The 13,102-nt window shown below is 60.4% G+C and carries 13 protein-coding genes and 1 tRNA gene; 7 read left to right on the forward strand and 7 right to left on the reverse strand.

Annotated features, from left to right (window positions below):
• Positions 1-100: 100 nt before the first annotated feature.
• Positions 101-901 carry a metallophosphoesterase family protein gene (locus tag ACR0EF_RS13340; RefSeq protein WP_170371680.1) on the reverse strand — a complete coding sequence of 267 codons (801 nt, stop codon included), beginning with the start codon at positions 899-901 and terminating at the stop codon, positions 101-103.
• A gap of 378 nt (positions 902-1,279) precedes the next feature.
• Between ACR0EF_RS13340 and ACR0EF_RS13345 the strand changes: the two genes are divergently transcribed.
• The 5 genes from ACR0EF_RS13345 to tviB all read left to right on the forward strand — a co-directional run bounded on the left by ACR0EF_RS13345 (position 1,280) and on the right by tviB (position 5,051).
• Positions 1,280-1,534, forward strand: a complete 255-nt coding sequence (locus ACR0EF_RS13345; protein WP_170372563.1) for a hypothetical protein — start codon at positions 1,280-1,282, stop codon at positions 1,532-1,534.
• 9 nt (positions 1,535-1,543) lie between these two features.
• Entirely contained in the window at positions 1,544-1,759 is a 216-nt protein-coding gene (locus ACR0EF_RS13350; RefSeq protein WP_170367302.1) for a hypothetical protein, read from the forward strand.
• Between the two features lie 213 nt (positions 1,760-1,972).
• On the forward strand, positions 1,973-2,644 hold the full coding sequence (locus tag ACR0EF_RS13355) for a hypothetical protein (RefSeq protein ID WP_170372561.1): 672 nt from the start codon (positions 1,973-1,975) through the stop codon (positions 2,642-2,644).
• Positions 2,645-2,731: 87 nt separating this feature from the next.
• Positions 2,732-3,745, forward strand: a complete 1,014-nt coding sequence (locus ACR0EF_RS13360; RefSeq protein ID WP_170372559.1) for a GDP-mannose 4,6-dehydratase — start codon at positions 2,732-2,734, stop codon at positions 3,743-3,745.
• Between the two features lie 22 nt (positions 3,746-3,767).
• Positions 3,768-5,051, forward strand: coding sequence for a Vi polysaccharide biosynthesis UDP-N-acetylglucosamine C-6 dehydrogenase TviB (gene tviB / locus ACR0EF_RS13365; RefSeq protein ID WP_170372557.1), 1,284 nt, complete (start codon positions 3,768-3,770; stop codon positions 5,049-5,051).
• A 466-nt stretch (positions 5,052-5,517) separates the two neighbouring features.
• On the opposite strand, the gene nqrF is transcribed toward tviB, so the two are convergent.
• The 6 genes from nqrF to ACR0EF_RS13395 are packed head-to-tail and all read right to left on the reverse strand — an operon-like array spanning position 5,518 to position 11,377.
• Positions 5,518-6,738, reverse strand: coding sequence for an NADH:ubiquinone reductase (Na(+)-transporting) subunit F (gene nqrF / locus ACR0EF_RS13370; RefSeq protein WP_170341458.1), 1,221 nt, complete (start codon positions 6,736-6,738; stop codon positions 5,518-5,520).
• A 12-nt stretch (positions 6,739-6,750) separates the two neighbouring features.
• A complete protein-coding gene (gene nqrE, locus ACR0EF_RS13375) occupies positions 6,751-7,359 on the reverse strand; it encodes an NADH:ubiquinone reductase (Na(+)-transporting) subunit E (RefSeq protein WP_050603817.1) in 609 nt (202 codons plus the stop codon).
• Positions 7,359-8,012 carry an NADH:ubiquinone reductase (Na(+)-transporting) subunit D gene (locus tag ACR0EF_RS13380; protein WP_170341481.1) on the reverse strand — a complete coding sequence of 218 codons (654 nt, stop codon included), beginning with the start codon at positions 8,010-8,012 and terminating at the stop codon, positions 7,359-7,361. The genes nqrE and ACR0EF_RS13380 overlap by 1 nt, the downstream gene beginning before the upstream one ends.
• Complete coding sequence (locus ACR0EF_RS13385) at positions 8,012-8,827, reverse strand: Na(+)-translocating NADH-quinone reductase subunit C (protein ID WP_170371665.1); 816 nt, start codon at positions 8,825-8,827, stop codon at positions 8,012-8,014. Before ACR0EF_RS13385 ends, ACR0EF_RS13380 begins: the two co-directional genes overlap by 1 nt.
• A complete protein-coding gene (locus tag ACR0EF_RS13390; RefSeq protein WP_170367306.1) occupies positions 8,820-10,028 on the reverse strand; it encodes an NADH:ubiquinone reductase (Na(+)-transporting) subunit B in 1,209 nt (402 codons plus the stop codon). Before ACR0EF_RS13390 ends, ACR0EF_RS13385 begins: the two co-directional genes overlap by 8 nt.
• Positions 10,029-10,033: 5 nt before the next feature.
• Positions 10,034-11,377: a Na(+)-translocating NADH-quinone reductase subunit A gene (locus ACR0EF_RS13395; RefSeq protein WP_170372555.1), complete on the reverse strand. Its 1,344-nt coding sequence runs from the start codon at positions 11,375-11,377 to the stop codon at positions 10,034-10,036.
• A gap of 298 nt (positions 11,378-11,675) precedes the next feature.
• On the opposite strand from ACR0EF_RS13395, the gene ACR0EF_RS13400 reads away from it, so the two are divergent.
• Positions 11,676-12,788: a THUMP domain-containing class I SAM-dependent RNA methyltransferase gene (locus tag ACR0EF_RS13400; protein WP_170372553.1), complete on the forward strand. Its 1,113-nt coding sequence runs from the start codon at positions 11,676-11,678 to the stop codon at positions 12,786-12,788.
• Between the two features lie 105 nt (positions 12,789-12,893).
• Positions 12,894-12,970, forward strand: a tRNA-Pro gene (locus tag ACR0EF_RS13405).
• Positions 12,971-13,102 lie beyond the last annotated feature (132 nt).

Consider the following 13,102-nt stretch of genomic DNA (forward strand, 5'->3'; position numbering starts at 1 on the left):
GTCTGATATCGCGTAGGCTCAGCGAGAGTTTCGCTGCGGAATGGTAAATACCGAGCTAATGTTAATAGAGTATTTAGAGATCATCATTTGACCATGGCCATCATGCCCGACCGGCGGTGTCCGAGGCTTCATTGCCGGGGCCGGTTGATACGAAATTGACGATGCCCGGGCTGATGTCTGCCGCCGTGAGCCGACCGGTCGCAAACGCGCCGGTATCGATCGAAATCACCCGCCCACTGACTTTTGGATCTGGGACGATGGTATGCCCGTGCACGACCCATTGGCCATCCAATCGAGCGGTGGGCGGGAAATTGGGGTGCCCCCACAAACAGACATGGCGTGGTTGGTCATCGATTGGCAGAGCCGGATCAAGGGCCGCGTGGACGATCGAGACATTCCCGCTTGACCAGGTCAGTGGTCGGTTTTCGAGCCAAGTCAGAACCGGATCGCCGATCACAGACCGCAACTGATGCGAGATTTGGACAGCATCTTCGCCCATTGTCCCTTCGGTTATTCCCGTCAGGCCGAACGACGCGAGTGTCTGAAGCCCACCGTTTCCCAGCCACAAGCGACTGGTCCGCTTGGGTTCCTCGATAAATCGAAGCAGCATCTCTTCATGATTGCCCAGCAGACAAATCACTTCACGCTCGTCGTTTTCCGAAAGATGCCGCAGGTGATGCAAAACCTGAGCACTGTAATCTCCACGGTCGACATAGTCCCCAACAAATACCAGAGGAATGTCCGGATCGAGACGGGTCAGCAGTTGCTGCAACAGGTCCAGCCGTCCGTGAATGTCACCAACGACATAGAACCGCCGATCGGGTGCCAGGGTCTCCAGCAGCGATTCCTGCTCAGGCTCGTTCGTGCCTCGCCTGAGTTTTTTGATCCACGATCCTATCATCAGACCTGTTCCCTATCGCGCTGTGGCCCAGGCAGCAATGGCGGACACGGCCGGCTGACGCGACTGCCGTAGTTGTGAACAACAGGTTATTGAGGCGGGCGCGCAACGCAAGGGTCCTCGGCACTAGAGTGGCCGCCGAAAAACAACAGGAGCTTTCCATGCATTCGATGACTTACAAACCGGCCGCGCAGTGGTCTGTCGAAAACCGCCACGATGCGGCCGCGGACCAAGATATTCTTCTCAGAAACGTGGGTGGTGCATCGATCCGGTTTGAAATCACCGCTGACGATGCCGTCGCTGAATTGGAAGCGGCTTTGAGTCACACGGTTCAAACGGGACGGTCTTTTGCATTGCAGATGAAAGCTGGCGAGCGTCTGTTTGACACGCTCCGAGGGCCGCGCGGGCACGATGTGCGTGCAATTGAGGTCGGTTCTGGCGATGACGCGGACTATCGCCCTTGTGCAGGTTCTGACGGTCTGCACCCCGGATGGTGATGACCCGCGTTCGGTTTTGACGCGCGCGATGCTGGATCGTCAGGGCCAGTCCTCATTGCTGGCCGAGCTGCCCAAATTGTCGGTCAGCGCAACGATGGCCCTGTTCGGTGGCAACGGTGACGTTCAAACCTGGAAGTAAACGGACGGTGTGTCGCTTTCCTTTCTGGATGGAGTTTTGGTCTCAAGCCGGGGATTGGGCGCGGACTTGATGTCGGCGGATGTGAGTGGAACACGCGCCATGCAGGCCGGGGACGACTCGGCGCGCCATATCCGCCTGCACAGCTATCTGGACGGCGAATACCAACCCAGCTTTCGCGCATCTCCAACCAACTGGACAGCGTCGCTCTGCGAGAAGTACCTTTGACGGCTCAGACGGTGCTCATGGAAAACGGGACGACACCCTATCGGCCACGCAGCCTCCCGCAGTCCTTCTATGAAACCGCAGGCACCGGGCCGGCCCACTCTCGATTGGTTGCGCTGCCGGATGGTCCTTCCGTTCCGGATTTCACCCCCGAGCCCCTTGAGTCGCGCGCGCCTCCGCGTGTGAAGGCTCCACCTTTCCACCTGGGACCGGGTGATGTGGTGGCGATCATACGCCCCGCACGGGTTGCCGAACTTGCTGGCGCGGGCGCTCAGCCGGATGCCTTCACCTTGCGCGATGACGGCACGATCTCGATCCTCGACGCCGATCGTGGTCCCGCTGACCGTCGCTTCATTGACACTCGGTCAGGCGATTGCCGCGGCCGGAGGCCTGACGATCTGGGATCGAGAGCTGGGCGCGATCCGCTTCTACCGCAGTTGGGATTTGTATCGGATTCCGTTGCGCGGCTATCAGGCCCGACCGGAGTTCCGGCAACTGGTTCTTTTGAGCGGAGACGCGGTGTTTGCCGATACCAGCTATGACCTGGACCGGACTCTTGCGTTTTATCGCGATCAGATCGACATCATCAGCCTGAACCGTCAGGCTAAGGGGGCTGCCTTGGCCGAACTTGAACAGGAGGTCGGTCTGCGCCGCGCCGAACTGACGGAGTCACGCGGAAATTTCACGGTTCGCAGCCAACTGGGTGCCGAACAGCGCGGCATTGTCGATCGCGGCCCGTATGGAACTGCGCCCCAACGATATTGTCTTCATCCAAGAACAGCGGATCACGACCTGGGGTCGGGCGCTGGATCAATTCCTGCCCTCGATGGTCAATGCGGGGCTGGGCGCGGCAAATGGTTGACGCGCACCGCCCTGCATCGGATATGAGGCCCCACCGACGGATAATCCCCTTGACCTTGGCGGGTCGAAAGGGTCCCTGATGGTCGGGATTATTGATTTGCGTTCGAGGGTTTCATGCAACGGGTATTGATTACGGGCACTGCGGGCTTCATCGGGTTCCACCTGGCCAAGCTGCTGTTGTCCGAAGGATTTCAGGTCCATGGCTATGACGGGATGACGGATTACTACGACGTCACTCTCAAACAGCGCCGCCATCAGATGCTGTTGCAGACGCCCGGCTTCTCAGCAACCGAGGATCTGTTGGAAAACCACGAACGTCTCATGCAGGTTGCCGACGAATTCCAGCCCGAGGTTATCGTTCACCTCGCCGCTCAGGCGGGTGTGCGTTACAGCCTTGAACACCCGCGCAGCTATATCGATTCAAACGTTGTGGGTACGTTCAACGTGATGGAGGTGGCCCGTCAGCACAAGGTCGGGCACCTGCTCATGGCATCTACCTCTTCGGTTTATGGGGCAAACGAAGACATGCCCTTTACCGAGGTGGAAAAGGCCGACACCCAATTGACGATCTATTCTGCCACCAAAAAGGCGAACGAAGCGATGGGACATTCCTATGCCCATCTCTGGGATCTGCCCACGACCATGTTCCGGTTCTTCACCGTATACGGCACCTGGGGCCGTCCAGACCTGGCCCTGTACAAGTTTGTCGATGCAATTCTGGATGGGCGCCCGATCGACATCTACAATCACGGCGAAATGTATCGCGACTTCACCAATGTAAACGACTTGGTGCGCGGGATCCGGTTGTTGATCGATGCGGTCCCCGCCCGTCCGGACAGCCCCGAGGATATCGAGAAGGGTGACAGCCTGTCGCCGGTCGCGCCCTATCGTGTGGTCAACATCGGGAATGGTGACAAGGTGCGTCTCATGGATTTCGTCGAAGCAATCGAGGAAGCCGTGGGCAAGAAGGCGATCCGGAATTACATGCCCATGCAGATGGGTGATGTTCCGGCGACATGGGCCAATACCGACCTACTGCAACGCCTGACCGGGTATCGTCCGCAGACCGATTTCAAGGATGGAATCGCTCAGTTTGTCGAATGGTTCCGCGAATACCACGGCAAATGATCTAGTGACCCGGACCTGACGTATGCTTGAAACGAACCCCAATTCCCGTCGGATCGCCGTGATCGGTCTGGGCTATGTCGGCCTGCCGTTGGCCGCTGCCTTTGGCAAGATCGGACCGGTTCTGGGCTTTGACATCAATCCCACGCGCATCGACGCGCTGCGCCAGGGCAATGACGCCACGCATGAGGTCAGCGAAGACGAGCTGTCCGCCGCCGGGGGTCTTAGGTTTACCACTGACCCCGCTGATCTGGCGGACTGTGACACGTATATCGTGACGGTGCCCACACCGATCACAGCACAAAAACAGCCAGACCTTGCACCGTTGCTGCGCGCCTCAGAAACGGTTGGACGGGTGTTGAAGCCTGGTGATCTGGTTATCTATGAATCAACCGTCTACCCCGGCGCGACCGAGGAAGACTGCGTCCCGATCCTCGAGCGGGAGTCCGGCTTGCGTTTCAACGTGGGTTTCTTTGTCGGGTACAGTCCTGAAAGGATCAATCCCGGCGACAAGGCGCATCGCATCGCCGATATCTGCAAGGTCACGTCGGGATCGACGCCTAAGGCCGCCGATCTGGTGGACGCGCTTTATGCGCGGATCATCACGGCGGGGACGCACAAGGCCGAAAGCATCCGCGTGGCCGAGGCTGCAAAGGTGATCGAGAACACACAGCGCGATCTGAATATCGCCCTGGTGAACGAACTTGCCATGATCTTCGGCCGCCTCGGCATCGACACTGATGCGGTGCTGCGGGCGGCGGGCACCAAATGGAATTTCCTGCCCTTCCGCCCTGGCCTTGTCGGTGGGCATTGCATCGGGGTCGACCCCTACTACCTGACCCACAAGGCCGAGGCCGTTGGCCATCATCCTCAGGTCATTCTGGCGGGGCGGCGCCTGAACGATGGAATGGGCGCATATGTAGTGTCCCAGTTGGTCAAGCGGATGATCCGCGAGCGGATCGAGATGACGGACGCCCGGGTCTTGGTCATGGGGCTGACCTTCAAGGAAAACTGCCCTGATCTGCGAAACACCCGGGTCGTGGACATCGTTCATGAGTTGCAGAGCTACGGCGTGACTGTGGACGTTCACGATCCCCATGCCGATCCGCAAGCCGCGCGTGACGAGTATGGGATCGACCTGCTGGAGCAGCCCAAACCCGGCACCTATGACGGTATCGTCCTTGCGGTTGCCCATGACGCATATCTTGCGATGGATCCGGCCGAAATCCGAGCGTTCGGAAAGGCCCGGAATGTCCTGTTCGACGTCAAATCCTGCCTGCCGCGCAGCGCCAGTGATCTGAGACTCTGACCCGCGCCAGCACACTGAAATGAGAGACACTCTCTGACTGTGAAACCACTGTCCGCAAGGTCCCAGGCCCTGTGGGTTGCCGCCGGCCAGTGCAGTCTTCTGGTTGGCGGGCTGGTGCTTGGTCCGCTGTGCTGTGCGTCCTTGCTTTTGTGTCCGCGTTGAATGGCGCAGCGACCACCGCGCTGATTGCGATGGGGAATGCAGCACGTTCTCGTCGGGTGGGCTCAGGGCCTGGGCCTATTTCCTGTTGCGATACGTGATCTGGCTGGGATTTTTGGACAGCCGTCAAAGGCGGCGGTTTCCCCGGCTACGGGGTCTTTGGCATCGACGTCGAGCCGACCGGACGTTGGCGTTGGTAGAACGCTGCGTGCGGAGCAACCGCGTTGAACCACCAACGGCAATACGCGGCGTTTTGGGTCTTGATGCTACAAAATGAAACCGGCGCAATTTAGCGCCGGTTTTTTTCTTAACCGCCAAAGTCGTCCAGCATGATGTCTTCGCGATCAACACCCAGATCCAGCAGCATGTTGATGACTGACTGGTTCATGATTGGCGGACCGCACATGTAGAATTCGCAGTCTTCGGGTGCCGGGTGGTTCTTGAGGTATTCCTCGAACAGAACGTTGTGGATGAACCCTGTGTAGCCATCCCAATCGTCGCCCGGTTGCGGGTCGGACAAAGCAACGTGCCACTCGAAATTTTCGTTCTCGGCGGCCAGCTGGTCGAAATCTTCAACATAGAACATCTCGCGGCGCGACCGCGCACCATACCAGAAGGTGATCTTGCGTTTGGTGTTCAGACGCTTGAGCTGGTCGAAGATGTGGCTGCGCATCGGGGCCATACCTGCGCCACCACCGACGAACACCATCTCCTTGTCGGTGTCGCGCGCGAAGAACTCGCCGAACGGACCCGAGATCGTAACCTTGTCACCCGGCTTCAGGTTGAAGATGTAGGACGACATCTGCCCGGGCGGAATGCCTTCGGACCCCGGCGGGGGCGAGGCGATCCGCACGTTGAGCATGATGATGCCTTTTTCGTTGGGGTAGTTGGCCATCGAATAGGCGCGCTCGATCGGTTCGGTAACCGTGGATTTGTACTGCCACAGGTTGAACTTGTCCCAATCCTCACGGTATTCCTCGGCGACGTCGAAATCGCTGTAGTCGACCTTGTGAGCCGGGGCGGCGATCTGGATGTACCCGCCCGCGCGGAAATTCACATCCTCGCCTTCGGGAAGTTCCAGCACCAGTTCCTTGATGAAGGTCGCCACGTTGTCATTCGACCGGACGGTGCATTCCCATTTCTTGACGCCAAAGACTTCTTCGGGAACTTCGATCTTCATGTCCTGTTTGACGGCCACCTGGCACGACAGGCGGTCACCGCAGGTGGCCTCGCGCTTGGTGATGTGGCTTTCTTCGGTCGGCAGGATCGACCCGCCGCCCTCCAGCACTCGCACCCGGCACTGCGCGCAGGTACCGCCGCCGCCACAGGCCGACGGAACGAACAGCTTTTCGGCTGCCAGCGTCTGCAGCAGCTTGCCGCCGGCAGGAACCGAAATGGTTTTCTCACCGTTGATGGTGATGTTGACGTTGCCCGATGAAACCAGCCGAGACCGGGCCGCCATGATAAGCGCGACCAGGGCCAGAACGATCAGGGTGAAAAGGACAACGCCGAGCGAGAAAGTTTCCATGCCCCTGCCCCTTTACAGTTTGACGCCCGAGAAGGACATGAAGGCCATCGCCATCAGACCTGCGGTGATGAAGGTGATGCCGAGGCCCTGCAGTCCGTCCGGAATGTCGGAATATTTCAGTTTTTCGCGCACGCCCGCCATCGCGGTGATCGCAAGCGCCCAACCAAAGCCGGAGGACAGGCCATAGGTTGCCGCCTCGGCAAAGTTGTAGTCGCGCTCGACCATGAACAGCGAGCCGCCCAGGATGGCGCAGTTCACCGTGATCAGCGGCAGGAAGATCCCCAGCGCGTTGTAGAGCGGCGGGAAATACTTGTCCAAAACCATCTCGAGGATCTGCACCATCGCGGCGATCACGCCGATATATGAAATCAGGCCGAGAAAGGTCAGGTCCACATCCGGGAACCCGGCCCACGCCAGCGCACCCGGCTTGAGCAGGTAGTTCAGTAACAGGTTGTTGGCCGGAACGGTGATGGCCTGCACGACCATGACCGAGATCCCAAGCCCCAGCGCCGTCGAGATTTTTTTCGACACGGCGATGAAGGTACACATGCCCAGGAAAAAGCTGAGCGCGAGGTTTTCGACGAAGATGGCCTTTACGGCCAGTGAGATGAGACCTTCCATCAGTGCGCCTCTACCTGCTGGATCTTGTATTCACGTTCCTCGACCTGGTTCGGCTTCCACGTGCGGAAGGCCCAGATGATCAGGCCGATGATAAAAAAGGCCGACGGCGGTAGCAGCAGCAAGCCGTTGGGGACGTACCAGCCGCCATTGTTCACGGTTTCCAGAATGGTCACCCCGAACAGAGAGCCCGAGCCGAACAGCTCGCGGATGACGCCGACCAGCATCAGTATCAGGCCATAACCCATGCCGTTGCCCAAGCCGTCGATGAAGGACGCCACGGGCGGGTTCTTCATGGCAAAGGCCTCGGCCCGGCCCATCACGATGCAGTTGGTGATGATGAGGCCCACGAAAACCGACAGCGTCTTCGAGATCTCGAAGGCATAGGCCTTGAGGATCTGGTCGACCAGGATCACCAGAGACGCGATGATGACCATCTGTACGATGATCCGGATCGAGCCAGGGATCTGGTTGCGCAGGCATGAGATGAAGAAGGACGAAAACGCCGTCACGAACATCACCGCCAGCGACATCACGAAGGCCACCTGCAGCGACGAAGTTACCGCCAGCGCCGAGCAAATGCCCAACACCTGCAGCGTGATCGGGTTGTTGTCGACAAGCGGGTCGACCAGCAGATCTTTCTTGGTCTGTGACATCAGATCTCTCCTGCTTGCAGCTTGGCCAGGAACGGAGCATAGCCCGCGTCTCCCATCCAGAATTTCACCAGGTTGTCGACGCCGACCGTCGTCAGGGTCGCGCCAGCCAGCGCATCGATATAAAAGTCGGGCCCTGCGGCGGGCATGGTCTTGGCGACCGTGATCTGCAGATCACCCGCATCGTCGCGCAGCTTCTTGCCGCTCCAAAGGGCTTTCCAGCGCGGGTTGTCCACCTCGGCCCCCAGGCCCGGCGTTTCGCCGTGCTGATAGAATTGCAGCCCGTAGATGTCGTTGCCATTCGCTTCGAGCGCGATGAAGCCATAGAGCGTGGACCACAGCCCATAGCCGTGGACCGGCAGGATCACCTTGTCCAACGCGCCGTTTTCGTCGCGCAGCAGGTAGATCACGCGGTATTTTGCCTTGCGGCCGATGCCGGCAGGGTCGTCGGCAAGCGGCTCGCTCAACTCGGGGTCACTAGCGGCGGCAATGTCGTCGAACGTGGCCGGGTCGAACTGGTCGTCGACGAATTCACCCGTCGCCAGTTCCAGCACATGCGGTTCGAAAGCGGCAAAAGCCTCGGCCACGTCGATGCCCGGCTCATAGACCCCCGCGACCTGCAGAACGTTGATCTGCTTGTCCTTGAGCTTGTTGGCCTCTTGCACCGGGCGCAGGCTGACCGCCGCGGCCGACACGATCATCGAAGCAACCAGGCACACGGCGACCGCGATGAAGATCGTCTTGCCAACCGAGTCCGGCGAGGCCGCCAGGAACCGGGCGATGGCGCCTTTGGGTTCAGGGGATTGCGTATCAGACATGGCGACGCGCCCTCCGTTTGATGTTCGCCTGAACGACGAAATGGTCGATCAGCGGCGCAAAGACGTTGCCGAACAGGATGGCCAGCATCATGCCTTCTGGGAAGGCCGGGTTCACCACCCGGATCATCACGACCATGACCCCGATCAGCGCGCCGTAGATATAGCGGCCCATATTGGTGTGGCTGGCCGAAACCGGCTCGGTCACCATGAAGGCCAGGCCGAACGCATAACCGCCCAGCACGACGTGCCAGTACCAAGGCATCGCGAACATCGGGTTGGTGTCCGATCCGATCAGGTTCAGCAGCAGGGTAAAGCCGATGGTCCCTGCCAGACAGCCCACGATCAGGCGGTAGTTGGCAATCTTGGTCATCAGCAGGAAGGCCAGCCCGATCATGCATGCCAGGGTCGATGTCTCACCAAAGCTGCCCTGGATCGAGCCGAAGAAGGCGTTCCACCATGTGATGCCCTCGGCCGCCAGCGCCTGATAGCCGTCAGCGGCCGAAACGGCCAGCGCGGTCGCGCCGGAAAAGCCGTCGACCGGGGTCCAGACCGCGTCGCCCGACATGGATGCGGGATAGGCGAAATACAGGAAGGCGCGCCCCACCAGCGCGGGGTTGAGGAAGTTCTTGCCGGTGCCCCCGAACACTTCCTTGCCGATGACCACACCAAAGATGATCCCCAGCGCCACCTGCCACAGCGGCGCGGTGGCCGGCATGATCAGCGTATACAGCATCGAGGTGACGAGAAAGCCCTCGTTCACTTCATGCCCGCGCACGGTGGCGAAAATCACCTCGAAGGTGCCGCCCGCGACCAGCGTGACTATGTAGATCGGCAGGAAATACATCAGCCCGTGCATCACGTTGGCAAAGATGCTGGACGGGTCCAGAGAAATGCCCAAGGCCTGCAGGACGGCGATGCGCCAACCGGTTGCCGACTCCGGGCCCAGAGTCGCGATGGCCGAGTTGGCCTGGAACCCGGTATTGTACATGCCCCACAGGATGCAGGGGATGGTGGCGATCACGACATAGGTCATGATCCGCTTCATATCCACGTAGGACCGCGCGTGCGGTGCCACGGATGTTACGGTTTTCGGAGTGTAGATGAAGCTTTCCACCATCTCGTAGATGGGGAAGAACTTCTCGTACTTGCCGCCCTTGGTGAAGTTCGGCTCGATCCGGTCAAAGAAGCTGCGCAAACCCATGTGGATCAGCCCTCCTTTTCAATCTTGGTCAGGCAGTCGCGCAGCGCCAGCCCGTATTCATACTTGGCCGGACAGGCAAAACCCACAAGGCCCAAATCCTCTTCATCCAGCTCCAGCGCGCCCAGGGCCTGCGCCGTGTCGGTATCCATCACCAACAGCGCCCGCAGCAGTTGCGTCGGCAGGTAATCCTGCGGCATGAGCTCTTCGAAGGTACCGGTGGGCACCATGGCGCGGCGGCCACCGTTCAGGTTCGACGTGAAGGCGAACAGCTTTTTGGCAAAGGCCGAACCCAGAACCGGCTGCACCGCGTATTTCGACGGCATCGGACGGATCCAGCCCATCGGGATCTGGTCGTGATCCTCGCGGATGATGCAGATCTGGCGCGCGAAGCGTCCCAGATAAGCGAACGGCCCGGTGGCGTGACGCCCCGACAGGACCGAGCCGGAAATGACGCGGGCCTCGCCGTCGACATTTATCTCGTCGCGGGTCAGATCCTCGGTCGAGGCCCCCATGACGGTGCGGATCAGACGCGGCTGACGCGCGCCGGGGCCGGTCAGGGCCACCACAACGTTCGGGTCCAGATGGCCCGACTGCAGCAGCCGCCCGATGGCGATCACGTCCTGATAGCCGATGGTCCAGACGGTTTTCGCGGCGGTCACGGGTTCGAGGAAATGGATATGCGTCCCGGCCAGGCCCGCCGGATGGGGGCCGCTGAAGGCCGCAGCCTCGACGCCCGGCAGATCGGCGCCGGGGATCGTGTCGCCATCCTTCTGGCACAGATAGGTCTTGCCTTCGGTCAGCTTGGCCACGGCGGCCAGACCGGCGGCAAAGGCCTCGGCCGCGTCATTGATGATTAGCGCGGCATCGGCAGCCAGCGGCTCGCTGTCCATGGCGGTGACGAAAATCGCGGCGGGCGCGGTGCCCGGCTGCGGCATCTTGGAATAGGGCCGCGTGCGGAACGCGGTCCACAGGCCGGCGGCGCACAGCTTGGCGGTGAGGCCCTGCGCGGTCTCGGCATCGCCCACGCCCGAGAAATCGACGCCGGGGTCGTTGGGGTCCGACACTTCGATGACGACGCTCTGCAACACGCGCCGCGCGCCGCGGTTGATGGCCACGACCTTGCCGGTCAGCGGCGCCACCATCATCGCCTCGGGCGCGTCCTTGTGGCAGAACAGCGGCGTGCCGCGCTGGACAGTGTCCCCTTCCTGCACCAGCATCCGTGGTTTGAGCCCGATATAGTCTCCACCCAGCACGCCAACCGAAGAATATGCTGGCCCTGGCTGAATGACCTGTTCAGGCGATCCCTCGATCGGAAGGTCCAGTCCCTTTTTCAGTTTGAAAGTTTGCATGTCGCTACGTTCTTCCAAGCCTTTTTCTTGCGCCCGTCATACAGGGCCCTTTGCTTTGGGCACTGAATAGCGCGGAGTTTCGTCAAGCCCGTCGTAAAAACGACGAGGACCGGCCGAAATCCGCGGGCGTCTCTCTGATTACGGCCCCTTTACGCGGCGAAGCGGCCAAACGCAAACCTGTTACCGCCCAAATCGCGCGTCGTGTAGCTATTTTTACCCGAAACCACGGGCGGAGTACCAAAAACTTGGTAGGAAATTTCGTGTCGCACGGATGGCCCTGCTGATATAAGCAGCCGGAATGGAGAATACCGATCTTGAGATTTTTCTGGTCGCGACACCCGGTCTGGAGGCTCCCCTCCTCGCCGAAGCGCAGGAGGCCGGATTCGCTGAGGCCCGACTTGCACCCGGAGGTGTCACGGTTCGTGGCAACCTGCGCGAGGTCTGGCGTGCCAATCTCCAGTTGCGCGGGGCCAACAAGGTGTTGGTTCGGGTGGGTTCGTTCCCGGCTGTGCATCTGGCTCAGTTGGACAAGCGGGCACGAAAGTTTCCGTGGGGAGATTTTCTGAAACCCGACGTCCCGGTTCGGGTTGAGGCCACCAGTCGAAAATCCCGCATCTATCATGCCGGCGCCGCACGGCAACGGATTGAAGGCGCGATCTCTGACACGTTGGGGGCTCCGATCTCGTCCGAGGCGACGGTCCGTGTTTTGCTGCGAATCGAGAAAGACATCTGCACACTTTCCCTCGACAGTTCCGGAGAGGCGCTGCACAAGCGCGGGCACAAGGAAGCGGTCGCCAAGGCTCCCATGCGCGAAACGATGGCGGCGATGTTTCTGCGCAATTGCGGCTTTGACGGATCGGAGCCGGTACTGGACCCGATGTGCGGCTCGGGCACTTTCGTGATCGAAGCCGCGCAGATCGCGATGGTCCTGCCGCCCGGCCGCGCCAGAGCCTTTGCTTTTCAGGACTTTGCCGGATTCGATCCCAAGGCTTGGGCAGAACTCCGCGCCGACTGGGTCGCGACGCAGACAGATACCGTGTTCCATGGCTCGGACCGGAATGACGGGGCGATCGCGGCCGCGCAGGCGAATGCCAGCCGCGCCGGGGTGGACGGCGCTACACAATTCCAAAAACGCGCAGTCGCTGACCTGAAACCGCCCATGGGCGGGCCGGGCTTGGTCATCGTCAACCCACCGTATGGGGCACGCATCGGCGATGAAAAACGCCTGCGGTCGCTGTATGGCAGCTTTGGCAAGGTGATGATGTCCAGGTTTTCCGGCTGGCGTGTCGGCATAGTCACCAGCAACCAGTCCCTGGCGCGCGCCACCCGCTTGCCGTTGCTGCCTCCGGGTCCGATCGTCGATCATGGCGGCACGAAGATCCGCCTCTATCAAACCGAGGCCCTGCCCTGACCGGCCAATTCCTGCGGGTCCAAGCGGCAGAGCCAGTTCGGACAAAAAGCACACAGAATCCCTCTTGCGCATCAAATCCACTGGGTATAGATCACGCGCCACGGTCGGAGTGTAGCTCAGCCTGGTAGAGCACTGTCTTCGGGAGGCAGGGGTCGGAGGTTCGAATCCTCTCACTCCGACCAATAAAACAAGGCGCCCTGCGGCGCCTTTTTTGTTGGTTGGTCGTATCTCCAAATATGTCCGGGGCAGCAACGTGCTGAATTATTTGGCATCTGCGCACGATCTGCCATCTGGATAGGCGCTTTCCAGAGAAT

The organism is Ruegeria sp. CG8 (assembly GCF_056537165.1).

Excerpts from the sequence above, each read along its gene's own strand:
- ACR0EF_RS13340 (WP_170371680.1), bottom strand. The coding sequence starts at position 901 with ATGATAGGATCGTGGATCAAAAAACTCAGGCGAGGCACGAACGAGCCT.
- ACR0EF_RS13355 (WP_170372561.1), top strand. The coding sequence starts at position 1,973 with ATGTGGTGGCGATCATACGCCCCGCACGGGTTGCCGAACTTGCTGGCG.
- ACR0EF_RS13360 (WP_170372559.1), top strand. The coding sequence starts at position 2,732 with ATGCAACGGGTATTGATTACGGGCACTGCGGGCTTCATCGGGTTCCAC.
- tviB (WP_170372557.1), top strand. The coding sequence starts at position 3,768 with ATGCTTGAAACGAACCCCAATTCCCGTCGGATCGCCGTGATCGGTCTG.
- nqrF (WP_170341458.1), bottom strand. The coding sequence starts at position 6,738 with ATGGAAACTTTCTCGCTCGGCGTTGTCCTTTTCACCCTGATCGTTCTG.
- nqrE (WP_050603817.1), bottom strand. The coding sequence starts at position 7,359 with ATGGAAGGTCTCATCTCACTGGCCGTAAAGGCCATCTTCGTCGAAAAC.
- ACR0EF_RS13380 (WP_170341481.1), bottom strand. The coding sequence starts at position 8,012 with ATGTCACAGACCAAGAAAGATCTGCTGGTCGACCCGCTTGTCGACAAC.
- ACR0EF_RS13385 (WP_170371665.1), bottom strand. The coding sequence starts at position 8,827 with ATGTCTGATACGCAATCCCCTGAACCCAAAGGCGCCATCGCCCGGTTC.
- ACR0EF_RS13390 (WP_170367306.1), bottom strand. The coding sequence starts at position 10,028 with ATGGGTTTGCGCAGCTTCTTTGACCGGATCGAGCCGAACTTCACCAAG.
- ACR0EF_RS13395 (WP_170372555.1), bottom strand. The coding sequence starts at position 11,377 with ATGCAAACTTTCAAACTGAAAAAGGGACTGGACCTTCCGATCGAGGGA.
- ACR0EF_RS13400 (WP_170372553.1), top strand. The coding sequence starts at position 11,676 with ATGGAGAATACCGATCTTGAGATTTTTCTGGTCGCGACACCCGGTCTG.